Origin of the sequence: Brevundimonas sp. EYE_349 (genome assembly GCF_023147505.1) — a bacterium.
Taxonomy (GTDB): Bacteria; Pseudomonadota; Alphaproteobacteria; order Caulobacterales; family Caulobacteraceae; genus Brevundimonas.
The window spans coordinates 182,655-206,674 of record NZ_JAHXPB010000006.1 but is presented as its reverse complement, the minus strand read 5'-3'; the positions used below and the strand labels follow the sequence as shown (position 1 = coordinate 206,674).

The 24,020-nt window shown below is 68.8% G+C and carries 26 protein-coding genes and 1 pseudogene; 13 read left to right on the top strand and 14 right to left on the bottom strand.

Annotated features, from left to right (window positions below; all coding sequences use genetic code 11):
* Window positions 1-11: 11 nt before the first annotated feature.
* The 5 genes from KZX42_RS12650 to KZX42_RS12630 are packed head-to-tail and all read right to left on the bottom strand — an operon-like array spanning window position 12 to window position 3,079.
* The gene (locus tag KZX42_RS12650) at window positions 12-1,133 is read right to left on the bottom strand and encodes a hypothetical protein (protein WP_054765691.1); all 1,122 of its coding nucleotides are present in this window, start codon (window positions 1,131-1,133) and stop codon (window positions 12-14) included.
* Window positions 1,117-2,055 (bottom strand): HEPN domain-containing protein, encoded by a 939-nt coding sequence (locus tag KZX42_RS12645; protein WP_248119738.1) that lies wholly within the window; start codon window positions 2,053-2,055, stop codon window positions 1,117-1,119. The genes KZX42_RS12650 and KZX42_RS12645 overlap by 17 nt, the downstream gene beginning before the upstream one ends.
* Window positions 2,056-2,083: 28 nt before the next feature.
* Window positions 2,084-2,443 carry a bleomycin resistance protein gene (locus tag KZX42_RS12640; protein WP_054765689.1) on the bottom strand — a complete coding sequence of 120 codons (360 nt, stop codon included), beginning with the start codon at window positions 2,441-2,443 and terminating at the stop codon, window positions 2,084-2,086.
* Between the two features lie 34 nt (window positions 2,444-2,477).
* Complete coding sequence (locus tag KZX42_RS12635; RefSeq protein WP_054765688.1) at window positions 2,478-2,696, bottom strand: GDCCVxC domain-containing (seleno)protein; 219 nt, start codon at window positions 2,694-2,696, stop codon at window positions 2,478-2,480.
* Window positions 2,693-3,079, bottom strand: a complete 387-nt coding sequence (locus tag KZX42_RS12630) for an MFS transporter permease (RefSeq protein ID WP_066624881.1) — start codon at window positions 3,077-3,079, stop codon at window positions 2,693-2,695. The genes KZX42_RS12635 and KZX42_RS12630 overlap by 4 nt, the downstream gene beginning before the upstream one ends.
* 62 nt (window positions 3,080-3,141) lie before the next feature.
* Here KZX42_RS12630 and KZX42_RS12625 point away from each other — a divergent pair, with 62 nt between their 5' ends.
* The gene (locus tag KZX42_RS12625) at window positions 3,142-3,549 is read left to right on the top strand and encodes a helix-turn-helix domain-containing protein (protein WP_054765686.1); all 408 of its coding nucleotides are present in this window, start codon (window positions 3,142-3,144) and stop codon (window positions 3,547-3,549) included.
* Window positions 3,550-3,592: 43 nt separating this feature from the next.
* Here KZX42_RS12625 and KZX42_RS12620 read toward each other — a convergent pair whose 3' ends face one another.
* Window positions 3,593-4,156: a manganese efflux pump MntP family protein gene (locus KZX42_RS12620; protein ID WP_054766931.1), complete on the bottom strand. Its 564-nt coding sequence runs from the start codon at window positions 4,154-4,156 to the stop codon at window positions 3,593-3,595.
* A gap of 223 nt (window positions 4,157-4,379) precedes the next feature.
* On the opposite strand from KZX42_RS12620, the gene KZX42_RS12615 reads away from it, so the two are divergent.
* The 5 genes from KZX42_RS12615 to KZX42_RS12595 all read left to right on the top strand — a co-directional run bounded on the left by KZX42_RS12615 (window position 4,380) and on the right by KZX42_RS12595 (window position 6,793).
* The gene (locus KZX42_RS12615) at window positions 4,380-4,655 is read left to right on the top strand and encodes a metal/formaldehyde-sensitive transcriptional repressor (protein WP_054765685.1); all 276 of its coding nucleotides are present in this window, start codon (window positions 4,380-4,382) and stop codon (window positions 4,653-4,655) included.
* A 10-nt stretch (window positions 4,656-4,665) separates the two neighbouring features.
* Entirely contained in the window at window positions 4,666-5,535 is an 870-nt protein-coding gene (gene dmeF / locus KZX42_RS12610) for a CDF family Co(II)/Ni(II) efflux transporter DmeF (RefSeq protein ID WP_248119732.1), read from the top strand.
* Between the two features lie 256 nt (window positions 5,536-5,791).
* Window positions 5,792-5,992 (top strand): hypothetical protein, encoded by a 201-nt coding sequence (locus tag KZX42_RS12605; RefSeq protein ID WP_201462389.1) that lies wholly within the window; start codon window positions 5,792-5,794, stop codon window positions 5,990-5,992.
* A 72-nt stretch (window positions 5,993-6,064) separates the two neighbouring features.
* Window positions 6,065-6,295 (top strand): hypothetical protein, encoded by a 231-nt coding sequence (locus KZX42_RS12600; RefSeq protein ID WP_054765671.1) that lies wholly within the window; start codon window positions 6,065-6,067, stop codon window positions 6,293-6,295.
* A 30-nt stretch (window positions 6,296-6,325) separates the two neighbouring features.
* Window positions 6,326-6,793: a DUF411 domain-containing protein gene (locus KZX42_RS12595; RefSeq protein WP_201462388.1), complete on the top strand. Its 468-nt coding sequence runs from the start codon at window positions 6,326-6,328 to the stop codon at window positions 6,791-6,793.
* Here KZX42_RS12595 and KZX42_RS12590 read toward each other — a convergent pair.
* From KZX42_RS12590 to KZX42_RS12555, 8 genes are all read right to left on the bottom strand, one after another.
* The gene (locus KZX42_RS12590; protein WP_248119723.1) at window positions 6,758-7,924 is read right to left on the bottom strand and encodes an acyltransferase; all 1,167 of its coding nucleotides are present in this window, start codon (window positions 7,922-7,924) and stop codon (window positions 6,758-6,760) included. The genes KZX42_RS12595 and KZX42_RS12590 overlap by 36 nt on opposite strands.
* A 118-nt stretch (window positions 7,925-8,042) precedes the next feature.
* Window positions 8,043-8,642 carry a cation transporter gene (locus tag KZX42_RS12585; RefSeq protein WP_054765668.1) on the bottom strand — a complete coding sequence of 200 codons (600 nt, stop codon included), beginning with the start codon at window positions 8,640-8,642 and terminating at the stop codon, window positions 8,043-8,045.
* A complete protein-coding gene (locus KZX42_RS12580; protein WP_201462386.1) occupies window positions 8,642-11,863 on the bottom strand; it encodes a CusA/CzcA family heavy metal efflux RND transporter in 3,222 nt (1,073 codons plus the stop codon). The genes KZX42_RS12585 and KZX42_RS12580 overlap by 1 nt, the downstream gene beginning before the upstream one ends.
* Before the next feature lie 8 nt (window positions 11,864-11,871).
* Window positions 11,872-13,059: an efflux RND transporter periplasmic adaptor subunit gene (locus tag KZX42_RS12575; RefSeq protein ID WP_066624849.1), complete on the bottom strand. Its 1,188-nt coding sequence runs from the start codon at window positions 13,057-13,059 to the stop codon at window positions 11,872-11,874.
* A complete protein-coding gene (locus KZX42_RS12570) occupies window positions 13,059-14,315 on the bottom strand; it encodes a TolC family protein (protein WP_248119721.1) in 1,257 nt (418 codons plus the stop codon). Before KZX42_RS12570 ends, KZX42_RS12575 begins: the two co-directional genes overlap by 1 nt.
* 53 nt (window positions 14,316-14,368) lie before the next feature.
* Window positions 14,369-14,698 carry a hypothetical protein gene (locus KZX42_RS12565; RefSeq protein ID WP_066624846.1) on the bottom strand — a complete coding sequence of 110 codons (330 nt, stop codon included), beginning with the start codon at window positions 14,696-14,698 and terminating at the stop codon, window positions 14,369-14,371.
* A gap of 68 nt (window positions 14,699-14,766) precedes the next feature.
* Window positions 14,767-15,417, bottom strand: a complete 651-nt coding sequence (locus tag KZX42_RS12560; protein WP_054765663.1) for a class I SAM-dependent methyltransferase — start codon at window positions 15,415-15,417, stop codon at window positions 14,767-14,769.
* Window positions 15,414-16,064 carry a cation transporter gene (locus tag KZX42_RS12555; protein ID WP_054765662.1) on the bottom strand — a complete coding sequence of 217 codons (651 nt, stop codon included), beginning with the start codon at window positions 16,062-16,064 and terminating at the stop codon, window positions 15,414-15,416. Before KZX42_RS12555 ends, KZX42_RS12560 begins: the two co-directional genes overlap by 4 nt.
* Before the next feature lie 157 nt (window positions 16,065-16,221).
* Between KZX42_RS12555 and lspA the strand changes: the two genes are divergently transcribed.
* The 7 genes and pseudogenes from lspA to KZX42_RS12520 all read left to right on the top strand — a co-directional run bounded on the left by lspA (window position 16,222) and on the right by KZX42_RS12520 (window position 23,962).
* Window positions 16,222-16,746, top strand: a complete 525-nt coding sequence (lspA, locus tag KZX42_RS12550) for a signal peptidase II (RefSeq protein WP_248119718.1) — start codon at window positions 16,222-16,224, stop codon at window positions 16,744-16,746.
* The gene (locus KZX42_RS12545; protein WP_248119716.1) at window positions 16,743-17,285 is read left to right on the top strand and encodes an MAPEG family protein; all 543 of its coding nucleotides are present in this window, start codon (window positions 16,743-16,745) and stop codon (window positions 17,283-17,285) included. The genes lspA and KZX42_RS12545 overlap by 4 nt, the downstream gene beginning before the upstream one ends.
* A 54-nt stretch (window positions 17,286-17,339) precedes the next feature.
* Window positions 17,340-17,774, top strand: a complete 435-nt coding sequence (locus tag KZX42_RS12540) for a helix-turn-helix domain-containing protein (RefSeq protein ID WP_054765660.1) — start codon at window positions 17,340-17,342, stop codon at window positions 17,772-17,774.
* Between the two features lie 163 nt (window positions 17,775-17,937).
* Window positions 17,938-19,197: a cytochrome P450 gene (locus KZX42_RS12535; protein ID WP_201462384.1), complete on the top strand. Its 1,260-nt coding sequence runs from the start codon at window positions 17,938-17,940 to the stop codon at window positions 19,195-19,197.
* Between the two features lie 72 nt (window positions 19,198-19,269).
* Window positions 19,270-20,670 (top strand): annotated as a pseudogene (gene lpdA / locus KZX42_RS12530) (dihydrolipoyl dehydrogenase).
* Window positions 20,671-20,833: 163 nt separating this feature from the next.
* Window positions 20,834-22,765 carry a cytochrome c/FTR1 family iron permease gene (locus tag KZX42_RS12525; protein ID WP_003169303.1) on the top strand — a complete coding sequence of 644 codons (1,932 nt, stop codon included), beginning with the start codon at window positions 20,834-20,836 and terminating at the stop codon, window positions 22,763-22,765.
* A 228-nt stretch (window positions 22,766-22,993) separates the two neighbouring features.
* Window positions 22,994-23,962: a DUF4172 domain-containing protein gene (locus KZX42_RS12520; protein ID WP_248119714.1), complete on the top strand. Its 969-nt coding sequence runs from the start codon at window positions 22,994-22,996 to the stop codon at window positions 23,960-23,962.
* The last annotated feature ends 58 nt before the right edge of the window (window positions 23,963-24,020 follow it).

Genomic DNA, 24,020 nt, shown 5'->3' with positions numbered 1-24,020 from the left:
CTCGTCGCCTTTTAACCCGTCCACTCGAGTTCGAAATCCGGAGTGAGCGCGATCAAGCCTGTTTCGATCTGGTTCCAGGTCAGGCGGAGCGCCTTCAGATCTTCGGGCGTGAACAGGTGCGCATGGTGCGACGCCGCGCGCAGCTTCCCGGCCTGCTTCAGAAGATCGAACACCGCCTCTGGGTCGTCGAAACCAGCCTCGAAGATCGCCTGGAAATGCTCCGGATGGCTCATGATCCGCGCGTAGTGGGTGTAGTCGGCATGGTCGAAAACCTCGCCTCCCCGCTTCTTCCACTTCCCCAGCAAATCCTTGCAGTCGCACAGCGGCAGGCGCTCGTCCGCCCAGTCCTCACCGTAGGTCTCGGCCATCACGGCATCTAGAATTTCCCTCAAGGTCAGTTCGTAGCGGTGAACCAGAGTCTTGGCGCGCTTCACATGCGGCGGGGCCGAGTTGGCCTGAAGGCGGGCCTTCAGGCGACGGCGCTTCTCCGCCATCGTCAGGAGACGCCGTCTCGGCCAGTGCGCAAGCCGCAGTCCCGCCGCGTCGAGGAAACTGCGATAACCGGCCAGATTGGCGAACTGCGGCATCTCCGTGATGGAGAAGGCGCCGACCGCCTCTCGCACTCCCCGCGTCAGCCGGTCGCTCTCGGCGAACATGTCGGCCATCGCCGAGGCCCGCGCGAAGGCCTCGATCTGGGCGGGTCGCCCGATCGCCAGGGCGCTCGCGCCAAGACCACTGTCCGACAGTCGGAGGATGCGATCGACGAAACTGTCCGTCGGCGTCCTGAAGCGCTCGAGACCATCCGGCAAGGCGAAGCCGGCGGACAGTTGCGCGATCCGCTCGGCCTGCTCGATCAGGCCATTCGGAAACGCGGCGCGATAGACGCGGTCCGCGTCGGTCTGAGCCCTCATCAGGGCGCCGACGCCCTGCATCCGGTCCATGAACGGGTTACGACCCATCGCGGCCAAGGCCAGCGGGGTCTCCAGCTTCATGCGCTCGGCGATGCCGAGCACGCCGCTGGCCCGCAGCATATCGTGCTGTCGGCGGACGTCCTCAAAGGGATCGGCCATCCGTCTTGCGGCGTCCAGCGTCGCGCGCATGCTGGGCGGGATCAAATCACGCGGAAGGGTCATCGCTCGCCGCTTCGCGCAGATGGGCCAGCCGTTCCTCGCACACAGTCGTCGCCAGCGCGCGCAGCACCTCAACCCGCTGGGTCAACCAGGTCAGTTCCTCGACGCTGATCTTGTAGTGCTTGGAGTAACGAGCCTTCACATAGGCCTCGCGCAGCAGCTCGAAGCAGCGGCGCTCGAACTTGGTCTCGCGCGGCCAGGCCTCGGCCAGGCGGGCGTCGATCGCCTCGCACTTCTTGCGCAGGAAGGCGAGGTTGTGCGCCTTGCCGCTGTAGAGCGTCACAACCAGCAAAACGCAGTGGTAGAGGTGTTCAGCCGATTGATGAAGGTTGAACGCGGCGAGCTTAGGATCAGCGCCCTCGCCCATATAGAATTTCGCGCCACGAGCAAAGCTGGCCGAACTCTGCGTCCAATCTCCGAAGAACTCCTCCGCTTCCTTAAGGGCAACCTGAGCTTTCAGGTCAGCCGGCTTGCGCAGCTTGGCGCCGGGCGTGTCGAAGAGAACGATGCCCTCACGCACGATGTCGGCCCAGAAGTATCGCCCGCGGTCCAACTGCTCGTTCACGTCTTCCAGACTGTGCACGATAAGGCTCACCGGCGTGCGGATCAGGGTCTCGCCCGGCATCAGCTTGTTCTCGGCGTCATGCCAGAACTCGCCGTCGGTCAGATCCTCATGATCGACAACGATCAACAGATCGAAATCCGAGAAGTAGCGTCCGACCGGATCATGGACCCAATCGCCGCGCGCATACGATCCGTAGAGGATGATCTTGAGGATCTTGCCGTTCTTCAGCCGCTCGGCCCGACGGGTCGAGACGGTTTCGGCGAACGACTCGCGGATCACCTCGACCACCCGGCGCAGTTCCACCTGCTTGCGCGGCGGCAGATGATCGATCGAAGTCTTCATGACGCGAGTCTCGCGCAACGCGTGCATCGGGGCAAGGCGCGAAGCCTCAGTTCTGGATCAGGCGGATCAGGGTTCCGTCCGGGTCGATGAGCGCGCCGATCCGCATGCCCGACTCCTCGATCTTGGGCGCGTGCAATCGGGGTTGGCCCCAGCACGTCTCCGGCAGTCCGGTGCCAAGGCACACGGCGTAGAACGCGTCGAGATCGTCAAGCCGCAGGCAACAGCTGAAGTTGCTGGTCAGCGGATCAAGTTCCGGGTGCGGGAAGAACTCAAGCGTCAGCCCGCCCCGTTTCAGGATCATCCACCCTTCGTCGCGCCAGCCCTGCTGGAAGCCCAGTCGAGTGTAGAACTGGGACGTAGCTTCGAAATCCCGCGACGGCAGGTTGGGCGTGGCGTGATCGGTCACGGCGAACTCCGGAATGCAGCAGTGCCGCCTAAGCCTAGCCGCAACAGCCCTTTCCATCCACCTGGATCGGCGGACACGGCACGTCGGCATAGGAGCAGAACACGCAGCAATCGCCGGGTTGAGGCTTCAGCTTCACGCCGCAACCGAGGCAATCGTAAAACCAGATGCAGGCGTCGGTGGGCATGGTCTCGGTCGCGACGTGACCGCAGTGCGGGCAGGTCAGCGTCGATTCCAGAACGATGGCGGGGCTCATCGCATGGCCGCCAGTCGCGGCATGGCCCATGGTTCGATGTAGGGCTGCCAGGCCAGGGACAGGACGATCAGCAGGCTGGCGATCACCAGCAGCCAGAACGCCAGACGCGAGGGCCGGCGGCAGGATGCGTCCTTCCGACACATCCGCAGGCGACGCCAATGCAGCAGCCAGCCGGCGGCCAAGATGACGGCGGCCAGAAGCGTCAGCCAGGTTCGCGCGCCCGCGATGACCGCGGCGCCGGCGAAGGACACGCCCGCCACCGAGAGAGCCAGAGGCAGTACACAGCACGCGGCCCAGGCGAACACCGAGGCCACACCGCCGATGGCGGCCGAGGCGCTGACGGCGACCTCAGGAATGTTGGGCCGGTCTTGATCGATGGCCATGGGGCCTCCCGTTCGATTTCTGCTACAGGCTACAACCCGTAGCCGCTACGGGATCAAGAGCCATGTCCGCACGAAGTTTGACGATCGGGCGCCTCGCAGAGAGCGCCGGGGTGAACTTGGAAACGGTGCGCTACTACGAGCGGATCGGCCTGATGCCCGCCCCGGCCCGCACCGAGGGCGGACACAGGAGCTATGAGCCGGAACACGCCCAACGCCTGCGCTTCATCCGCCGGTCCCGCGAACTGGGATTCGGCATCGACGCCATTCGGCGGCTGATCGCGTTGAGTGAGCCGGGCGTCCAGGCCTGCTGCGAAGTCCGCGACATGGCCCAGGACCACATCGCCAGCGTGGACGCCAAAATCGCGGATCTGGAGCGGCTCCGGACGGTGCTTAAGCAGGCCGTCGCGGACTGCAGCGAAGGCGGGCGGGTTCGGTGTCCGGTGATCGCAGAACTCGGATCGATCGCATAGGTGATGACCTGCGCACCCTGTCGAGCCGGTAGGGTCCTGGCAATCACGCGCCGATGACGCCGAGGTGCTCAAGCAGGATCATCAGACCGAGCGCGACAAGCGCGAGCCCTCCCAGAAGCTCGGCGATCTTGCCAAAACGCTGGCCGACGGCCCGGCCAATCAGCATGCCGATCGTGGTCAGCAGGAAGGTCGTGACGCCGATTGAGGCCGCGATAACCCAGATATTGGCTCCGATGAAGGCCAGGCCGACGCCAACAGCCGCCGCGTCGATGCTGGTCCCGACCGCCATGGCGATCAGCGCCCAAGGTCCGGACCGGCGTGGGGCATCCTCAGCCAGGGGACGGGTCGCTTCCCAGATCATCTTGCCGCCAACAGCGGCGAGGAGGCCGAAGGCGATCCAATGATCCACGCGTTCGACGAGGCCTGCAGCGACCATGCCGAGCCCCCAGCCAATCACCGGGGTGATGGCCTCGATACACCCGAATACCAGGCCTGCCTTCACGGCGCCGGCCAGGTTCGGTCGATGCAAAGCACCACGCCCAACGGCGGCGGCGAAGGCGTCGGTAGACATGCTGAGAGACAGAACGGCGATGGCGACAGGAGTCATGACGAGCATCCACCCGGCAACGAACAGCGCTTCCCTCCCCGGCCGGTGCGGCGGTGGGACGCGCTGGTCTCGCTAGGCGGCGGTTCCGCTGGTCGGACCGCGCGCCGAAACGCGAGTGTGTTGATCCGACCCCGGCGATCAGACGCCGGAAGCTACTCCCCAACAGGAAGCGGCCTCATAGGAGGTGTCGCGCGCCGGTGCAAGATACTATAGGGGAGTATCCATGGCGCATACCTCCACGAACAAGAAGAAGCTCGTCGCGCGGGTCCGGAGGATCTCGGGTCAGCTCAGCGCAATAGAGCGCGCCATCGAGTCTGAAGCCGGGTGTTCGCAAATCCTGCAGCAGGTCGCGGCCGCGCGGGGCGCCATGGGCGGGCTTCTGGAAGAGTTGATTGAAGACCATCTGCGCCACCACGTCGCTCATCCCGATCTGAGCGAGGACGCCCGGCAGGGCGGCGCCGACGAGTTGATCGCCATCATTCGCCGCTATTCAAAGTAAGGCCCGCGCCATGTCCGCGTCCGAGACCGACTATCTGACCCACGACCACTATTTCCTCAGCCGTTCGCACGACGACAGCGCACGGCGAACGCTGTGGGTGGTCGGCCTGACGGCCGTCATGATGGTCGGGGAGATCATCGCCGGCCTGGTCTACGGCTCGATGGCCCTGCTGGCCGACGGCTTTCACATGGCGACCCACGCCGGCGCCCTGGCCGTTGCGGCCGGCGCCTACGCCTACGCCAAGCGGCATGCCGCCAACCGGCGCTTCAGCTTCGGGACCGGCAAGGTCGGGGACCTGGCGGGGTTCGCCTCGGCGCTGGTTCTGGGCATCGTGGCGCTCGGGATCGCGGGAGAGTCCATCGGCCGCCTGATCGATCCGCGCTCGGTCGCCTTCGGCCAGGCGACGCTGGTCGCCATCCTGGGTCTCGTGGTCAATCTGGTCAGCGCCGTCCTTCTGTCCGGCGGGGGGCACCACCACGGTCGTCATGGCCACGGGCATGGCCATCACCACGACCACGATCATCACGACGACCATGATCACCAGCACGGTCATGGCGGCCATCGCGACAACAACCTGCGCGCCGCCTACATCCATGTGCTGGCCGACGCCCTGACCTCGGTGCTGGCGATCATCGCCCTGCTTGCGGGCCGCTATGGGATGGGTCTGGCTAGACCCGCTGATGGGCATCGTCGGCGCGATCGTCATCGCCCGGTGGTCGTGGTCCCTGATGCGCGACACCGCCGCGGTGCTGCTCGACACAACGGACACCGCCATCGAGGCCGAGGTCCGCGAATTCGTCGAGGGGCCGGGCGACGGGCAAGGGTTGCAGGCACGCGAACTGCGCGCCTGAAACCCTGCCCGTCGGCGAGACCGGGGTAGCAAGGGCCAGGGCGGACCGGCCGGAGGGGGATCGCCCGGCCTGCACAAGCCGACGACGATGATGAAAATGAACAGCATGACCGCGCGGAAGGTCGGGGAGACCGGCCGGTCCGGCGGCGCAGCCGCTTCACCCTGACCCGCGCGAGGGCGGAGCCCTTAGCCTTCTGGGCGGCGTCCCGGCGTGCGCCTGTGGATGACGACGGCGGGCGCGCGAAGCCGGCTTGACCCCGCTTCGTGTTCTGCTTTTGTTCTTGCCATGCCCCTCCGCAAGACCGTCACCATCGAATGGCAGGACGCCGGCTCCAGCCGCGCCTATTTCGTGCGCCCGGGCAGCCGGTCGCGCGCGTGGATCTGGTTCCTGGACGGCGACGTGCCGGCCTTCGAGGAAACGTCCGCCCGCTTCGTGGTCGAGAAGCGCGGCGGACGCTGGGTCGCGGTCGAACGGGTGGACACCTGACCGCAGGGGTCGCCCATTGACGGCGGACGCCCGCGGGCCGATCAAGGCGGCTCGATTTCAAGGAGACCCGCGATGACCCTCAAGATCGCCGCCGCGGCGGCCGCCTTCCTCGCCCTCAGCGCCGGCGCGGTGCTCGCGGCGGAGGCCTGCGCCTGCTGCAAGGACATGGCCCCCGGCGCCGCCATGGAGTGCTGCGACGAGATGAACGCTCCGGCCCCGGCTCCGGACGCACCCGCCCCGGCTCCGGCGCCCGCTCCCGAAACGCCGCAGAGCGGCGGGCACGCAGGTCACACGCCCGGCTAAGCCGCGGCGTCATCGTCACCCAGGACCGCCATGAACCGTTCTCCGACCATCCTTGACCGCCGGTCCATCCTGAGCGGCCTGTCCCTCGCCGCCTTAGCCGCCCCGGCCCTCGCCGCGCCGCCGAAGCGGATGACCGCCTACAAGACGCCCTGGTGCGGCTGCTGCGGCGGCTGGATCGCCCACATGCGCCAGGCCGGCTGGACCGTCGAGGTCGTCGAGCGCGAAGATCTCGCGCCGACCCGGGCGCAACATGGCGTTCCGGACCGGCTGGCCTCCTGCCACACGGCGGTCGTCGGCCCCTATGCGATCGAGGGCCATGTTCCGGCCGGCGACGTCGACCGGCTGCTCAGCGAACGCCCCGCCGCCCGGGCGCTGAGCGCCCCCGGCATGCCGGCTGGCTCGCCGGGCATGGAAGCCGCCGGGCGCGAACCCTATACGACCGTCCTGATCCTCAACGATGGTTCAACCCGCGTGTTCGGCCGCCACAACGGCGCCTGACGCCCGAGGCGTCGCGGGTGCGTTCCTGTCCGCAGCCGCCAGCCTGACGCGCGACGGGTTGAGCCAGCTCTGCACCGGCCGGTCGAAGCCATAGCGGAACACCGCCGCGGCCGCGAAGGCGCCGATGAAACCGATCGACCACAGCGCCCAGCGAACCCCCGACGACAGGGCGTCCTGGCCCAGGGCGTCGAGCAGGCCGAACCAAACGATACGGGTGACCTCATTGGTCAGGAACATCGAGAACGACATCAGGGCCAGATGTTCGATCAGGCGTGACGGCCTGCGCACCGATACGGCCCCGGCGGCCCAGATGATCACGGTCATCAGGCCCAGCGACAACAGGCTGAAGGCGCCGAAGGCCTGAAGGATGACAAGCGCGATGGCGGCGCCGACCCCGATCGCGCCGGCCAGACGGGATGCGACATAGACGCGTGAACCGTAGAAGGCCGCCGCGACCCCGAGCAGGAACAGCGGCAAGGCGCGCAGGACGCCGTAGCGCATCGGCAGGCGGTAGATCGGATCGCCGAGCCACAGCGAGGCCGCGAGGTCGGCGCCGACGACCAGCAGCGTCGCGCCGATCACCACGGCGATCGGCGGCCAGCGCCACAGGGCCCGGCAGATCCAGGGCAGCAGGAGGTAGCAGGCAATCAGGGCCGAGAGCGTCCAGGTCGGGGCGTTCCACCCCTGCCCGCCCGGCACGCCCCAGGCCTGGAGCAGCAGCACCTGGGCCGGCAGCTGCGACCAGTCGAACCAGCGCGGGTTGCTGGGCGCGATCCCCGCCAGAGCCGCGCCGCCGACGAGGACGACGAGGATAAGGCTGACGACGAGGTGGGCCGGAATGACCCGCAGCAGCCGCTGGCGCGCATAGGCGCGCAGCGACGCCTGACCGGCGGCGAGCCGGTCGCCGTAGATGCGCGCCAGGACGTAACCGGAGTCGATGATGAAGAAGTCGGTGAGCAGATAGCCGCGGTCGAACACCGGATGCAGCTGGGGCAGCGGGACCGGCGAGGCCTCGCGGAAATGGTAGAGGATGATCAGCGCCCCGACGATGAAGCGGAGCGCGTCGAGCCAGCCGCCGCGGGCGATGCGCGGTGGGCGGGACTTCATCGGCGCGGCGTCGCTGCGGACCATGGGCGCAGCCTAGTCCGCAACGGGGCAAGGAATGGTTATCAGCGCGGGCCGCTCACTTCGCCACCGACCCGGGCTTTGGCCCCGGCCGTGTGATCATGGGCGTAGCCGCCGTCGTCACTCAGGCTTCTTCCCCCGCTCTCGTTTCGGCCCGGGAGTCGCGGAGGATGTCGACGCCGCCCTTCACGGCGATGCCGGCCACGATTAGGCCCACGACCAGATCCGGCCAGGACTGATCCAGCCACAGGACCAGGCCACCCGCGATCAGGATGCCGCCGTTGGAGGCGAAATCGTTGAAGCTGAAGGTCTCGGCGGCCTTCATGTTCACATCCTCGCTGCGTTGGCGCCGGATCAGTTCCAGGCACACCAGGTTCACGATGGCGGCGACCACCGCCATGCCCATCATCGTCCAGCCTATGGGCTCCGTCCCCATCAGCGTTCGTCTCAGCACGTCCAGCAGGACGCCCGCAGCGAAGATCAGCAGCAGGATTCCGGAGGCCCGGGCGGCGCGGGTCTTCCAGATCAGGGCGCGGCCCACCGCCAGAAAGCTGATGAGGTAGACGGCGGAGTCAGACGCATTGTCCAGGGCATTGGCCAGCAGAGCGCTGGAATCGGCGAGCAAGCCGCCGATCCCGAGCCCTACAAACAGGGCGGCGTTGAGGATCAACACCACCAGCAGGGTGCGGCGCTGGACGCCTTCCGTCTCGTCTCGTTCGCTCATCAATCCTCGATCCCTTCCGCCTTGCGATGCTTCACCGCCTTGGCGGCGAAGGTGGGCAACACCAGCAGTGTCAACGCAGTCGCCGTCAAAAGGCCCCCGATGACCACTGTGGCCAATGGTTTCTGGACCTCGGCCCCGGCCCCGTGGGCGATGGCCATGGGAATAAAGCCCACGATGGCCACCAGGGCGGTGGTCAGAACCGCCCGCAGGCGGCTGGACGCCCCTTCGATCGCGGCCTCACGCGGCGCCAGGCCCGCCGTCAGCCGCTCGCGGATGGCCTGCATCAGCACCAGGCCATTCAGGGTCGCCACCCCCGAGACGGCGATGAAGCCGACCGCCGCCGAGACGGAGAAGGGCATGCCGCGCAAGAGCAGCGCCAGGGCCCCGCCGACCAAGGCGAGCGGGACGCAGGCGAACACCAGACCGGCTTCAGCGAATGAGCCGAGGGCCATGAAAAGCAGGACCCCGATGAGGATGAATACGATCGGAACCACGAGGCCCAGACGCTGTTCGGCGCGCTTGAGATTCTCGAACTGACCGCCCCAATCGAGCCGGACGCCCGGCGGAAGATCGATCCGCTCCACCCGCGTCTGCGCATCCGTGACGAAACCGCCGAGATCCCGGCCGCGGACGTTGGCCTGCACCACCATGCGCCGACTGCCGTTGTCGCGGCTGATCTGGTTGGGCCCCTCGGCGGTCTGGATGCGCGCCACCGAGGACAGGGGCACCACCACGCCGGTCGAGGAGACGATCGGCAGGGCGGCCAGGCTGGTTGGATCGTTGCGGGTCGCCTCGGGCAGACGGACGACAACGTCGAAGCGCCGATCCCCTTCGAAGATGCGTCCAGCCTCTGTTCCGCCGATGGCGGTGGAGACCGCCTCCGAGACGTCCGCCGCCGACAGGCCGTAGTTGGCCGCCGCGAAGCGGTCGACGCTGACCGTCAGCGTCGGCAACCCCGACGCCTGTTCCACTCGAACGTCGGCGGAACCCGGTGTTTCCTCCAATGCGCGAGCCACCTGCTCGCCGACCCTCTGCAGGGTGTCGAAGTCGTCGCCGTAGACCAGCACCGCCAAATCGGTCCGGACGCCGGAGATCAGTTCGTTGAAGCGCAGTTCGATCGGCTGGCTGAACTCGAAATTATTGCCGATCTGCTGACTAACCGCCTCCTCAATGCGCTCGATGAGCGCCTCCTTTTCGAGGCCCGGGTCTGGCCAGTCGCCTCGGTCCTTGAGGATGATCACGCTGTCGGAGATGTTACGCGGCATGGGATCGACGGCGGCCTCCGCCGTGCCGGTGCGCGAGAACACCGTCTCCACCTCGGGCTGGGCCTTGACGACCCGCTCGAGGGCCATCTGCATAGCCAAGGACTGGTCCAGCGAAGCGGACGGCACCCGCAGGGCCTGCATGGCGATATCGCCCTCATCGAGGGTGGGAATGAACTCCCGGCCGAGGGTGGCGAAGGCCAGACTGCCGACGACCAAGGCGCCCAGGGCCGAGGCGAGCACGACACGGGGCTTGTCTACGGCGGCGCTGATCGCGGGTTGGATCCAGCGGCGGGCGAAGCGCAGGACGCGGGTTTCGTGCTCCTGCACGCGGTCGTTGGCGTCGAGGTGGGCGCTTTTCGGGTCGCGTACCAGCAGCGCAGTCATGGCCGGGACGAAGGTGAAGGAGAAGATGAAGGCGCCGACCAGGGCGAGCATGACGGTCGCCCCCATGGGAATGAAGGTCTTACCCTCCACGCCCTCGAGCATCAGCAGGGGGGTGAAGACCAGCAGAATGATCAGCTGGCCGAAGGCGGCCGGCTTCACCATCTGCCGGGCCGCGGCCATGGCGACGTCCAGTCGTTCGTGACGGCTGAGCATGCGGCCCAATTCCGCGCGCCGCCGGGTCATCATCAGCAGGGTATTCTCCACCACCACCACCGCCCCGTCGACCATCAGGCCGAAGTCGAGGGCGCCGAGGCTCATCAGGTTTCCGCTGATGCCGAAGCGGTTCATGCCGATGACGGCGAACAGGAAGCTGATCGGGATCATCAGGGCGGTGATGCTCGCCGCCCGCAGGTTCCCCAGCAGCAGGAACAGCACGACGATGACGAGCAGGGCGCCTTCGGTCAGATTGCGCGCCACCGTGCCGATGGTGGAGTTCACCAGGGCGCTTCGGTCGAGCACGGTCACCGCCTCGATCCCGGGGGGCAGGGTCTCGCGCACCTCCTCGAGGCGCTCTCCGGCGGCCTGGGCCACGGTGCGGCTGTTGCCGCCGGCGATCATCAAGGCCGTGCCGAGCACCGACTCGTGGCCATCGCGGCTCGCGCCGCCCAGCCGCGGAGCTTGCCCGACCTCGACCGACGCCACATCGGCGACGCGCACCACCAGGCCGCCCCGGTTGACGACCGGGGCCTGGGCAAGATCCTCGACGGTGGAGGCCAGGGCGTCGGTCCGGACGGTCAGCGCCTCGCCGCCGCGCTGGACGTAGCCGGCTCCGGCCTGGGTGTTGGCCCGCTCCAGGGCCGTGACGAGGTCGCCCAGCCCCAGCCCATACGCTGACAGGCGGGCGGCGTCGGGGCGGACGGCGTATTCCTTCACATAGCCGCCGATGGTGTCGACGCCGGCGAGCCCGGGCGTCGTCCGCATCTGCGGCGCGACGATCCAGTCCTGAACAGTGCGCAGGTAGGTGGCGCGCGCCTCGGGCGTGGTCAACCGCTCCCCCTCGGGGGTCAGGTAGACGCCGCCTGGCTGCCAGCCGGGTTGTCCCGGCCGGGCGAGGTTGCGGCTGTTGAACGGCAGATAGTCCACGGTCCACATCAGGACCTCGCCGAGGCCGGTGGTGATCGGCGCCAATGCCGGCTCCACGCCCTCGGGCATGCTTTCGCGCGCCTGGGCGAGGCGTTCGGCCACCTGCTGGCGCGCGAAATAGATGTCCGTCTGGTCGGTGAAGATGACCGTGATCTGGCTGAAGCCGTTGCGGCTCAACGAGCGAGTGCTGGTCAGTCCGGGAATGCCGGCCATGGCCGTCTCGAGCGGATAGGTGACCTGCCGCTCGATCTGTTCCGGCGCGAGCGCCGGGGCGACGGTGGTGATCTGGACCTGCCGGTTGGTGATGTCCGGAACGGCGTCGATCGGCAGCTTGGTCAGTTCGAACAGACCGAGCGCGGCGACCAGCGCGGTCGCCAACACAACGAACCAGCGGAAGCGCACCGAGGCTTCAATGATGGATTTGAACATGCCGCGCCTCAGTCGTCATCGCCGGCCTCGCCCTTGGCGAGTTCGGCTTTCAAGAGAAAGGCGTTGGCGGCGGCGATGCGTTCACCCTCGTCGAGGCCGCGCAGGATCTCCGTGCGCCCTCCCGCCTGACGACCGGCCAGCACCGGGACGGCCCGGAAGCCGCCCTGGACCTGAACGAACACGACCGTCGCGCCTTCGATGGTCTGCACGGCTTCGCTGGGGACCGTCAGGCCGCCGGGGACGGCATCGCCCGTAACGATGGCGCCGGTGACGGCGGATCCCGTCGGCGGCAGCGACACGCCCGACGGCCGGGCGCGAATGATCGTCGCGCCGCTCTCGGCGCCGGCGCCGGGCGCCACGCCGGTGACGACGGCTTCGAATTCCCCGTTGGGCCCGGTCGCCCTCAGGCGCGATCCGGCGCGGACCTGGGCGGCCAGAGCCGGCGGCGCGTTGAAGACCAGTTCAATCCGCGCGGGGTTGGTGACCTCGGCGACGACGCCGCCCTGGGGGACAAAGCCTCCGGGGCCGACCTGCACCGAGGTGACGACGCCCGAAATCGGGCTGGTCACGCTCAGCCGTCCCGAAGCGTTTGGCGATCCGGCCGCCGAAGCCCTGGCGCGGGCGGCGCGCGCCGACGCCTCGGCGCTGAGCGACTGGGCTCGGGAGGTCTCCACCTCCTGCCGGGCCACCACGCCCTGGTCGGCCAGGTTGCGATCGCGGTGATAGGCCTGGCGCGCGGCTTCGGCCTGCGCCACCGCCGCGTCGGCGTCGGCGCGGAAGGTCGCGGCGTCGCCGCTGACCAATGTGGCGAGGGCCTGACCGGCGCGCACGGACTGCCCCGGCGCGACGAGCACGCGCTCGACCCGGCCGCCGACCGAGGCGGCCACGGCGGCGCGCGCATCGACCATGGGCTCGACGCGTCCCGCCAGCCGGGTCTCTGACCCGCCGCCGGCGCCGACGGCGACCACGGCGATGCCGGCGGCGCGGATCTGTTCGGCCGTGAGCGCCACGACGCCTTCGGGGGCCTCGGCGCCCTCGCCTTCCGCGTGCCCCTCCTCTTCCGCGTGACCGGCCTCGCCCTCGGCGGCCGGCCGCGCGTCGCGATTGAGAGCCAGGAACAGCCCGCCGCCTCCGAGCAGGACGACGGCGGCGACGCCGCCAATGAGCAGCGTTCTGTTGGATTGCGGCTTGCGCATTATTGGCCCCCTCCGAAGGGTGCGCGCGCTTGCAGGCGCGCGAGATCGATTTCGGCGCGGACGCGCGCCAGGCGGGCGTCGACGGCGGCGTTGCGGGCGGTGATGAGGGCGGCGCGGGTTCCGCGCAGCTCCAGTTGCGAGATGCGGCCGGCCTCGAAGCCGATCCGGGACAGGCGATAGGCTTCCTCGGATGAGGTCACGCCGGCGTCGGCGGCCGCGACGCGGCTCACCGAGGCGTTCAGCCGGGCGACCGCGGCCTGACCGTCGGCCTCGGCCTCCTGGCGCGCGCCGGCCAGGCGGGCGTCCGCGGCGCGGAACTCGGCCTGGGCCGCGTCGATATTGCCGCGGTTCCGGTCGAACAGGGGCAGCGGCATGCTGATGCCGAAGGTCAGCGCTGTCGCATCCTCGGCTTCGTAACGCCGAACGCCGACGCTGGCGCTGACGTCGGGCCGCGCGCGCACTCGCTCGACGGCGATCCGCCGTTCGGCCGCTTCGCGTTCGGCCTCGGCGACGCGAACGGCCGGCGCCCCGGGAGCGGCTTCGATGGCCGTCCGGGTCGGCGCGTCGTCCAGCAGGCTGTCGACGATCGAGGTGACCGGCGCGGGCAGCATCGCGACAGCCGTCAGGCGGGCGAACGCCGCGTCCCGCTCGGCCTGCGCCTCGTCACGGGTCGCGCGGGCCGCCGCCGCCTCGCTCTCGGCCTGGATGCCGCGCAGCATGGGCTCGCGTCCCTCCTCCACGAGCACCAGGGCGGCGCGGGCGTCCGCGATGGTCAGGCTGAGCGCCTCCTCGGCCAGGGCGAAGCGCCGCTCGGCGGCTTCCGCTTCGGCGTAGGCGAGTGCGAGCCGTCCGGCGGCGTCGACGACCGCCTGATCGCGACGCAGCGAAGCCGTTCCGGCCTCCGCCCGCGCCACCTCGACCCGGGCGCCGCGCCGGCCCCACAGTTCGAGGTCCTGGGTGAGCGAGAGCGTGGTCTCGGCGTTGTCGTAGCCGGAAAAGGGACCGCTGCCGAAGGCGTTCTCCGCCTCGAGGGCGGCGGTCGGGTTGGGCCGCACGCGCGCCTGGCGCACCCGGGCCTCGGCCGCTTCGAGCAAGGCGTCGGCCTCGGCCGCGGAGGGGCTGGCCCCTATGCGCTCAAGCAGGGTCCGGAAGGATGGCGCGGGATCGGCCCAGGCCGGGCCGGTCAAGGCGGTCGTCAGGGCGACCACAGCGCAGCCGACCGCGAAAGGCGGCAAGCGGCGAATAGGGGATGGCATGTCTCATGTCCCGGAAGGTTGACGTGAAGGGCGCGCGCGAACGCGAGGTCACGTCAGGTTCTGGGCGGGCGCATGGGACCGGCGGGCATCCGGGAGGCCGGCGCCTGATCGAGCGATGGCGCCAAGGGCGCGCGATCGAGGGCCATCGACCTCATGTCGTCAATCGCCGGCGGCGCGGTAATGCCGCAATGGTGGCAATGGCCGTGGGCGCAGGCGACCTGACCTGCTGCGTCCTTGCGTTCGCCGTGACCTGTATCGGACACAGCGACGACGTCCGACGCGGCCAGGCCTTGCAAGCTTCCGGTCTCGGGTGCGCAGGCGAAGGCGTCGGCTGCGGAAACCAGGACGAACAGGGCCAGGAACGACGCGAGCAGCGCCGCCATCCACCCATGCCTAGTCGAGGGAAACCCCATGCCGTCCCATAACACGGTGCGCCGCGACATCAATCGCCTCATCGTCGCACCGCCCGATACAGAGAGATGGATCCGGTGGCGGTCGGGATGACATCGAGCACTTGAACCTGTGTGAAGCCGGCCTCGGCCATCAGCGTAGGCAGAACGCCGTCGGCGTTCGGTTGGGTGTTTTCGTAGCCGTCCAGAGACTGCACCAGGCGGAAGAGCACGCGCATCGCACCCGACTGGCGGCCGTAGTCCGCGACATGCAGCGTTCCGCCCGGCTTGAGCGCCCGCAGGCTCGCGGCGAGGCCCGCTCGCTTCTCGGCCATGGGCAGCTGATGGAAGACCAAGCTGGAGACCACCTTGTCGGCGGCGTCCTCGCCCAGGAGCGCCGCCACATCGCGCGAAAACCCCTGGATGAAACGGACGGCCTGACCTGCAGCGGCCGTCTTCGTCTCGGCCCGCCTGAGGATGTCGCCGTCGGGATCGAGGCCGAAGATGCGCGCGTCCGGCGCCCGGTTCGCCATGGCGATCGCGAATGAGCCGGTTCCACATCCAAGATCGATGATCGTCTCGCCAGGGGACGGAGCCACCTGTTCGAGAAGGCGGCTCCGCCACAGCGGTTCCCGGGTCAAAAGCGCGATGGCCGGATCATACAGCCCGCTCAGGGCTGTATGGCCGAGCGCGGGGGTGAAGTTCGCGGTCACGCGGCGGCCTTCAGTTCTTCGCGGGACTGACGAATGATCGACCAGCCGGATTGCAGGAAGACCACCGCCAGGATCGCGCCGGCGATCAGGTCGGGCCAGCGAGAGGCGGTCAACCAGACGGCCACGCCCGTGGCCGCGACCACCAGGCTCTGGATCAGGTCGTTGCGCGTGCACAGCCAGACCGAACGGACATTGGCGTCGCCTTCGCGATGGCGGACCAGCAGCAGCGCGGCCAGGGCGTTGGCGAAAAAGCCCAGGGCGCCCAGGCCGGTGATGACGACGCCTTCCGGGGGCGCCCCCGAGGTCGCCCGCCAGATCGCGTAGCCAAGGATGAACAGCGCCAGCGCCGCGAGGCTGGCGCCCTTGATGATGGCGGCCCCGGATCTCACGGCGACCGAGCGCCCGATCACGGCCAGGCTGATGCCGTAGGTGGCGGCGTCGGCCAGGAAGTCGAGGGCGTTGGCACCCAGCGAGGCCGAGCCCTGCAGGGCCGCGCCGCCGGCGATGGCCAGGAAGGCGGCGCCGTTGATAGCGATCACCGCCATCAGGATGCGGCGATAGGCCGGCGTGGCGCCGTCGAACTTGACGGCCGCGCCGCAGCCGCAGCCGGCGGCCGCCGGTTCGGGGGACGAGAGGGAGTCAGTCATCGAAGTCCGCCTTTCACCACGAGAATGCATCCTCCAGTCGCTCGAGGATCAAGAACAAAAATGGATGCCTCGCCCAAAAAGACGCGGTTTGGCGGAACCGACTTGATCCTCTAGTAGCTAGAGGACGCACAATCGGACGAAATCCACAGGAGGCCTCATGATCACGATGCACCCGTCGCGACGCGGTCCCAGCCGCATGCGGGCGATCGCCTTCTCGTTCTTCATGCTGATCGCCGCTCTGGATCAGGCCGCCAAGGCCGCGGCTCGCGCCCGACTCGAGAGCCCGGTGGACCTCACGCCGTTCCTCGCGCTGCGTTTGGGATTCAATCCCGGCGTCACCTTTGGCCTGTTCGCAGACTCGGGCGCGGTGGGACGATGGGCCCTGAGCGCCGTGGCATTCCTGATCATCGGCGTCCTGCTGACCTGGATCTGGCGTACGCGAAGCGCCGTCACGGCGGTCGCGGCGAGCCTCATCCCCGGTGGAGCGCTCGGGAACCTGCTCGATCGTCTGCGCTCCGGCGCGGTGACGGATTTCATCGATCTTCATTGGGGCGACGCGCACTGGCCGACCTTCAACCTCGCCGATGCGGCCATTGTTTGCGGCGTGGCGCTGCTCCTCCTGACCGTCCGGGGCTCGGACGGCCGCCCGGCGACGTCGACCCTGGGACGGGCGGCGCGATGACCTTTTCCGCCGAACAGAAGGCGCTCGCCGTCCGTTCGGGGTTGGCGATTCTCATCACCGCTGCGGCGGTGGCGTCAGCTTGGCTATGGCTTTCGCCACGTCTCCTGGGCGCCGCGCCGGACATGGCGACAGCTGATCGGCTGGCCTACGCCCTGAAGGCGGACCTCCTCGTTTTCCTGTGGCTCGCCGGTTGTTTGAGGGCCGTGGCGAGCATCCGGTTCCGGTCCGACGCCGACCGGCCGGGTTCCGCCTATGCGGCGCCCAGCTCGAGGCTCGCCGTGCCTGCCGCCGTGCTTCAGAACACCCTGGAGCAGACGGTCCTGGCGGTGGGCGCCCACCTGGTGCTCGCCACCGTGCTGCGCGGCGAGGAGATGGTCGTGCTGCCGGTGCTGGTCGCCCTCTATCTGATCGGCCGCGTGTTGTTCGCCCACGGTTATGCCCGGGGCGCGGCGGCCAGGGCCTTCGGCATGGCCCTTACCGGCGCTTCCACGATCGCCGCCTTCGGCGCCGCCATCGTCCTCATGGGGCTGGGCCGATGATCCTTTTCCGTCCTGCGCCTGCCGCCCTTCAGCCCGCTGCTGCGAGATGATGCGATGACCCTGCCCTCCCCGGCCTCGTCCGGCCTGCGCCCTATCGGCAAGCTCGCCGCGGCCACCGGCGTCAAGGTCCCGACCATCCGCTTCTACGAGGAGATCGGCCTGCTTCCCGCCGCCCCGCGCACCGCCAGCGACCGGCGGATGTATGACGACGCGGCGGAACGCCGCCTGTCGTTCATTCGGCATGCACGGCAATTGGGCTTCGATCTGGACTCGATCCGCTCCCTGCTGGATCTGTCCGATCACCCTGATCGGCCCTGCGCCGAAGCCAGCATCCTCGCCGAACGTCATCTGGCGGAGGTGACGCATAAGATCGCCCGACTCCGGGCCCTGCAACGCGAGCTTTCGCGGATGACGGCGGAATGTGCCGGCGGCCGCGTGTCCGCCTGCAAGGTGATCGAAGCCCTGCACGATCCCTCGGCGCCGGTTTGAAGACGAACCCGACCCGGGTTTGCACCGCTCCTCGGCCTCGCCGTGCAGGTCGGCGCTGAAGGTCAGAACGGGCCCGGGATGATGCAGGAGCCATTGGGTCACCGCGACGTTTTGAGTAATCCCGCGGCCCTCGTCGCGCTCCCTTCGTCCATGGAGGACTTCGATGGCGCATCGATCGACACAGCGACACGCCGATCAGACGTTCGCCCTTTTGACGGACCCGTACAGGCGCATCTCCCGCCTGTTCGAGCAGGCCGGCGCGGACGCAATCGAGACCCGTCTGGCGCTGAAGGAGACGGCCTGTCTGAGAGGGCGTGAAGCGGCCCAGGTCTTCTACGACGAGACCCGCATCTCGCGCGCGGGCGCCATGCCGGCGCCTGTCCGACGCACACTGCTCGGCGAAGGCGGCGTCCAGGGCCTGGATGGCGAAGCGCACCGCGCCCGCAAACGCGTGTTCATCGCTCTTATGTCGCCGGAACGGATCGCGCGGCTGGGCGACCTGTTCGAGGCGGAATGGCGACGCGCGGCCGTTGAATGGGCTGGCCAGGAAGAGATCGTGCTGTACGACGCCCTGCAGCCGGTGCTCACCCGCGCCGTCTGCCGCTGGGCGGGGGTGCCGCTGAATCCCGACGACGAAGCGAAACGGGTCAGTCACCTCAGGGCGCTGTTTGACGCGGCAGGATCGCGGGGGCCTCGCCACCTGTGGTCGAGGTACGCGCGGCGACGCGTCGACGCCTGGCTGGCCTCGATCATCGAGGGCATTCGCGCCGGACGACTGGCGCCGGATCCAGACACCGCCGCCTACGCCTGGGCCTGGGCGAGCGCGGATGATGGCGAACCGTTGGCGGCCCGGACGGCGGCGGTCGAACTGGCCAATGTGCTGAGGCCGACCGTGGCGACCTCGGTCTATATCGTGTTTGTGGCGCACGCGATGCAGGCGCACCCCGCGGCGGCCCGTCTGGCCACCGCGGACGCCGGCCGCCGCCGCGCCTTCGTTCAGGAGGTGCGACGCCTTTATCCGTTTTTCCCGGCGGTGATCGGGCGTGTGCGCGCGCCGTTTCGCTGGCGCAACCTTGACTTCCCGGTGGGTCGGCAGGTGATCCTCGATCTCTATGGCTCCAATCACGATCCTGCCGTCTGGACCGATCCCGACGAATTCCGGCCAGAGCGTTTCATCGACGGCTCCGGGGACGCGTTCGGCCTGATTCCCCAAGGCGGCGGGAACGCCCTGACCGGTCACCGTTGTCCCGGCGAAAGCATCGTCGTCGAATTGATGGAGCGGGCCCTCGGCATGCTCGCCGGCCTGAACTACCGGCTGCCGGCTCAGGATCTGGAGATCGACTTCCGCCGCCTTCCGGCCCTCCCCAGGAGCGGGTTCCGAATGATGACGCGTCGGACTTCCCCGCGTAAGGGCGGCGCCTGATGTTTGCTCATGCGGGTGGCCGGCGCCTTCGTCCCTCTTTCACTTACAGCGAAGGCTGACGCGATGGCTTCGATGACATCCTATGACCTGGTGATAATCGGCGGCGGGCCGGGCGGGTACCCCTGCGCCATCCGGGCGAGCCAGCTCGGCATGTCGGTGGCGGTTATCGACGACCGGGAACTCCTCGGTGGAACCTGCCTGAACATCGGGTGCATTCCGTCAAAGGCGCTGCTGCAGGCCACAGAGCGGCTGGAGATGGCCCGCAATCTCGAGGCTTTCGGCGTCCTGGTCGACAATGTGCGGGCCGACCTTGCAGGCGTCATGCGGCACAAGGCCAGGGTCGTGACGGAGCTTGGTGAAGGGGTCGCCTAGCTCCTGCGCAAGAACAAGGTCACCCGCCTGCAGGGCCGCGGCCGGCTGCTGTCGCGCGACCGTGTGGAAGTGAGCGCCCCGGACGGCAGCTTCGAGGTGCAGGTCCGCAAGGCGATCGTGCTCGCCAGCGGATCGAAAGCGGCGACGTTGCCGGACCTGCCCATCGACGAGCAGCGGATCGTCACCTCGGCGGGCGCCCTCAGCCTGACGGCGGCGCCGCGCCATCTGGCGGTGATCGGCGGCGGCTATGTCGGACTGGAGCTGGGCTCCGTCTGGCGCCGTCTCGGCAGCGAGGTCACCGTCGTCGAGGTGCTCGACCGGATCGCGTCCGGCGTTGATTCAGAGATGTCGACGGCGCTGCACAAGGTGCTCGAGGCCCAGGGCTTCCAATTCTGCCTGGCGCACAAGGTGGTCGGATCGCGAATGGAGGCGGACGACGTCGTCCTTGAGGTCGAGCCCATGGGAGACGGCGCGCGAGGAACCATCAAGGCCGATGTCGTGCTCGTGTCCATTGGCCGACGTCCCGCCACCGACGGACTCGATCTGGAGACGGTCGGCATCAAGCCGGACCCAAGGGGCTATATTCCGGTCGACGACGGCTTTCGAACCAGCGCCGAAGGGGTCTACGCCATCGGCGATGTCATCGGCGGCGCCATGCTGGCCCACAAGGCGGAGGAAGAAGGGATCGCCCTTGCCGAGCGCCTTGCCGGCGCCGCGGGCCATGTCGACTACGGAACAATCCCGGCCGTCGTCTACACCTGGCCGGAACTGGCCTCAGTCGGGCGCACCGAGGACGACCTCAAGGCGGCCGGCGTGGCCTATCGCGTCGGGCGCTTTCCGTTCTCGGCAAACGCCATGGCCAAGGCGCGGTTGGAGAAGAACGGGCTGGTCAAGGTGTTGGCGGACGCCGGCACGGACAGGATTCTCGGCGTGCACATCCTGGGGCCGGACGCGGGCAGCCTGATCCATGAAGCGGTCGCCGTCATGCAATTCGGCGCGGCGGCCGAAGACGTGGCGCGGACGAGCCATGCGCATCCGACGCTTCCGGAAGCCTTGCGCGAGGCATGCCTGGCTGTGGCCGACCGCACGATCCACCTGTAACGACCGCCCGTCGCGTGGCTGCCCGGGCTGGCCGCGCGGCGCCGAGGCGTCCCGGCGGGCGTAGAGGACCCGTAGCCGCCTACGAGCCCGGCCGCGTCGCGAATAAAGCGCGACAGCGTCGCCGCCTGAATGCTAATGCGAGCCGTTCACATCTGGATTGACCATGCGTCCTCTGCTCCGTCTGCTTGCCCTGCTGTTCGCCCTGGGGCTGGCCGCGCCCGCCCTGGCCCAGACGCCGTCCGCCTCCGAGGCCCAGGTCGCCTGGCGGCTGCTCGACTATGTAGCGGTCGACTACGCCGGCGCGGTGGCCGACGGTCAGGTGACCAATCCGGCCGAATACGGGGAGATGATCGAGTTCGGCGGCCAGATCCGGACCCGCCTGGACGCCCTGCCGCCGAATCCGGCCAAGGCCGGTCTGGTCCGCGACGCCGAGGCCCTGCAGGCGGCCATCAGGGACAAGGCGGATCCGCGCGTCGTTGGCGACCGGGCCAAGGCGCTCGCCGGCGCGGTGCTGACGGCCTATCCGAGCCCGCTGGCGCCTTCGTTCCCGCCTGATCTGGCCCGCGGCGCGACGCTCTATGCCGAGCAATGCTCGGTCTGCCATGGCGTGACCGGACGCGCCGACGGCCCGGGCGCCGAGGGGCTTGATCCGCCCGCGATCGCCTTCGCGGATGTGGAGCGCGCCCGTCAGCGCAGCGTGTTCGGCCTCTACCAGGTCATCGATCAGGGGCTGGAGGGCACGGCGATGGCCAGCTTCGCCCATCTGCCGGCCGAGGACCGCTGGGCCCTGGCCTTCTACGTGGGCCGGTTCGCCTTCACCGACGCCGAAGCCGCCGAAGGTCGACGCCTCTGGGAGAGCGACCCGGCGATCCGCGCCGTCTTCCCGGACCTGGCCGCCCTCACCCAGGCGACGCCGGCCGAGCTGGCGACAAGGATCGGCGAGACGAAGGCACGGGCGGTCACGGCCTACCTGCGCCGCCACCCGGAGGCGACGGTCCGCGCCGAGGGATCGACCCTGTCCCTGGCCCGGACGCGACTGGCCGAAAGCGAGGCCGCCTATCGCCGGGGCGATCGCAGGGCCGCGACCGACCTGGCCCTGTCGGCCTATCTCGACGGCGTCGAACCGATGGAGCCGGCGCTGGGCGCCCGCGACGGCGCCTTGCTGCGGCGGGTCGAGACGGCCATGACCGACCTGCGCGTCTCGATCAGCAGGGGCGCGCCGGCCCAGGAGGTCGCGGACCGGGTCGCCCGCGCGAACGCCCTGCTGGACACGGCCGAACGCGCACTCGCGCCCCAGGAGGCGGACAATCTCGCCAGCTTCCTCGGCGCCTTCACCATCCTGCTGCGCGAAGGTCTGGAAGCCATCCTCATCGTGGTGGCGATGATCGCCTTCCTCAGGAAGGCCGAACGTCCCGAGGTGCTGCGCTACGTCCACGGCGGCTGGGTGGCCGCGCTGGTCGCCGGCGGCGCCACCTGGGCGGCCGCGACCTTCTTCATCTCCATCAGCGGCGCCAGCCGGGAGCTGACCGAAGGGTTCGGCTCGCTTCTGGCGGCCGTCGTGCTCGTCTCGGTCGGCATCTGGATGCACGGCAAGTCGCACGCCGACGCCTGGCAGACCTATATCCGCGACAAGCTCTCTCACGCCCTGTCGAAACGGTCGGCCTGGTTCCTGTTCCTGCTGGCCTTCGTGGTGGTCTACCGCGAGGTGTTCGAGACCATCCTGTTCTATGCGGCGATCTGGAGCCAGGGCGGCCATCTCGGCATGCTGGCCGGCGCCCTTACGGCGGTGGCGATCCTGGCCGTGGTGGCCTGGGCCTTGCTGGCCTACAGCAAGCGCCTCCCGATCGGCCGGTTCTTCTCCCTGAGCTCGATCCTGATGGCCATCCTGTCGGTCGTCCTCGTCGGCAAGGGGGTGGCGGCGCTGCAGGAGGCGGGCTGGCTCGATGTCCATCCGCTGGCGTGGATCCCCCGCATCGAGATCCTCGGTCTTTATCCGACGGTCGAAGGCGTCGCCGTTCAGCTTCTGACGATCGCTATCCTCGTGGTCGGCTTCTCCCGGCATGCGGCGCCGAAAGGCGCGCGCCCAGCCTCTTGAGCGGGCGTCTGAGGCCCTCAACTGCGACCCGTTGGCAGGGTTTCGGAGCTGCTTGGGCGCCGATAGCCGCGCAGTCCGCGGATACCCAAGGTGCGGGGCCGCAGCCGATAGCGTGCGGAGACCACCCTTGGTGCGGAGATTAGGCGCCCTATTCTCCGCACTTCGCGCGGAGAATAACCTTGCTCTTGCGGCGAATGGCGCCCATATTCTCCGCAAGGAGTGCGGGGAATGGCGCAATACATCCATGAGATCGAAGGCTGGCCGCGTCTGGACTGGCGCGCTGACGCGCTTGCCGATCGCCTCGCAGCCGTCCGTCATCGCCAGGGCCTTCTGCTTGGCCGGATGCACACGCTCGGCTTCGACCTCCGCGCTGAAGCCGTCCTCGAGACCCTTACCGAAGATGTCCTGAAATCCAGCGAAATCGAAGGCGAGCTGCTCGACAAGGATCAGGTGCGATCCTCCATCGCCCGCCGCCTCGGCATGGATATCGGGGCCCTCGCCGCCGCGGATCGCAACGTCGAAGGCGTCGTCGAAATGATGCTCGACGCGACCCAGAACTTTGCGTCTCCGCTCACCGAGGAACGGCTGTTCGCCTGGCACGCCGCCCTGTTTCCGACCGGGCGCAGCGGCATGACGAGGATCGTCGTCGGCGCCTGGCGCAACGAGAGCTCCGGCCCGATGCAGGTCGTCTCGGGCCCCTTCGGACGAGAGCGCGTGCACTATGAAGCGCCCCTTGCCGACCGTCTGCAGGACGAGATGCGGGCGTTCCTCGACTGGTTCAATGACGAGCCGCGGACGGATCCGGTCCTCAAGGCCGCGATCGCCCACCTGTGGTTCGTGACCATCCACCCGTTCGACGACGGGAACGGCCGGATCGCGCGGGCGATCGCCGACATGGCGCTCGCCCGCTCCGAGAAAAGCGCTCAACGCTTCTACAGCATGTCCGCCCAGATCAGGCTGGAGCGCAAGGACTACTACGCCACCCTGGAGGCGACCCAGAAAGGCGCGCTGGACGTGTCCCTCTGGCTGGACTGGTTCCCCCGCCCGCCGCCTCATAGGCCTCCACGCCGACGAAACGGGCGCGCCGGTCGCTCACCGCCACCTTGGACTCGGTCATGGCCCGGCGAATGGCGTGGACGGGGCGATATTCGCCCAACTGCTCGAACACCTGCCGCTGCCGGTCCTGATCCGCACTGACGCAGAAGGCCATCAGCTGGTCCAAGGCCAGCGCCCCGGCCCGATAGGCCGCCATCAG

Coding starts and splice junctions, on each gene's coding strand:
- KZX42_RS12650 (WP_054765691.1), bottom strand. CDS start 1,133: ATGACCCTTCCGCGTGATTTGATCCCGCCCAGCATGCGCGCGACGCTG.
- KZX42_RS12635 (WP_054765688.1), bottom strand. CDS start 2,696: ATGAGCCCCGCCATCGTTCTGGAATCGACGCTGACCTGCCCGCACTGC.
- KZX42_RS12630 (WP_066624881.1), bottom strand. CDS start 3,079: ATGGCCATCGATCAAGACCGGCCCAACATTCCTGAGGTCGCCGTCAGC.
- KZX42_RS12625 (WP_054765686.1), top strand. CDS start 3,142: ATGTCCGCACGAAGTTTGACGATCGGGCGCCTCGCAGAGAGCGCCGGG.
- KZX42_RS12620 (WP_054766931.1), bottom strand. CDS start 4,156: ATGACTCCTGTCGCCATCGCCGTTCTGTCTCTCAGCATGTCTACCGAC.
- KZX42_RS12615 (WP_054765685.1), top strand. CDS start 4,380: ATGGCGCATACCTCCACGAACAAGAAGAAGCTCGTCGCGCGGGTCCGG.
- dmeF (WP_248119732.1), top strand. CDS start 4,666: ATGTCCGCGTCCGAGACCGACTATCTGACCCACGACCACTATTTCCTC.
- KZX42_RS12605 (WP_201462389.1), top strand. CDS start 5,792: ATGCCCCTCCGCAAGACCGTCACCATCGAATGGCAGGACGCCGGCTCC.
- KZX42_RS12600 (WP_054765671.1), top strand. CDS start 6,065: ATGACCCTCAAGATCGCCGCCGCGGCGGCCGCCTTCCTCGCCCTCAGC.
- KZX42_RS12595 (WP_201462388.1), top strand. CDS start 6,326: ATGAACCGTTCTCCGACCATCCTTGACCGCCGGTCCATCCTGAGCGGC.
- KZX42_RS12590 (WP_248119723.1), bottom strand. CDS start 7,924: ATGGTCCGCAGCGACGCCGCGCCGATGAAGTCCCGCCCACCGCGCATC.
- KZX42_RS12585 (WP_054765668.1), bottom strand. CDS start 8,642: ATGAGCGAACGAGACGAGACGGAAGGCGTCCAGCGCCGCACCCTGCTG.
- KZX42_RS12580 (WP_201462386.1), bottom strand. CDS start 11,863: ATGTTCAAATCCATCATTGAAGCCTCGGTGCGCTTCCGCTGGTTCGTT.
- KZX42_RS12575 (WP_066624849.1), bottom strand. CDS start 13,059: ATGCGCAAGCCGCAATCCAACAGAACGCTGCTCATTGGCGGCGTCGCC.
- KZX42_RS12570 (WP_248119721.1), bottom strand. CDS start 14,315: ATGCCATCCCCTATTCGCCGCTTGCCGCCTTTCGCGGTCGGCTGCGCT.
- KZX42_RS12565 (WP_066624846.1), bottom strand. CDS start 14,698: ATGGCGGCGCTGCTCGCGTCGTTCCTGGCCCTGTTCGTCCTGGTTTCC.
- KZX42_RS12555 (WP_054765662.1), bottom strand. CDS start 16,064: ATGACTGACTCCCTCTCGTCCCCCGAACCGGCGGCCGCCGGCTGCGGC.
- lspA (WP_248119718.1), top strand. CDS start 16,222: ATGATCACGATGCACCCGTCGCGACGCGGTCCCAGCCGCATGCGGGCG.
- KZX42_RS12545 (WP_248119716.1), top strand. CDS start 16,743: ATGACCTTTTCCGCCGAACAGAAGGCGCTCGCCGTCCGTTCGGGGTTG.
- KZX42_RS12540 (WP_054765660.1), top strand. CDS start 17,340: ATGACCCTGCCCTCCCCGGCCTCGTCCGGCCTGCGCCCTATCGGCAAG.
- KZX42_RS12535 (WP_201462384.1), top strand. CDS start 17,938: ATGGCGCATCGATCGACACAGCGACACGCCGATCAGACGTTCGCCCTT.
- KZX42_RS12525 (WP_003169303.1), top strand. CDS start 20,834: ATGCGTCCTCTGCTCCGTCTGCTTGCCCTGCTGTTCGCCCTGGGGCTG.
- KZX42_RS12520 (WP_248119714.1), top strand. CDS start 22,994: ATGGCGCAATACATCCATGAGATCGAAGGCTGGCCGCGTCTGGACTGG.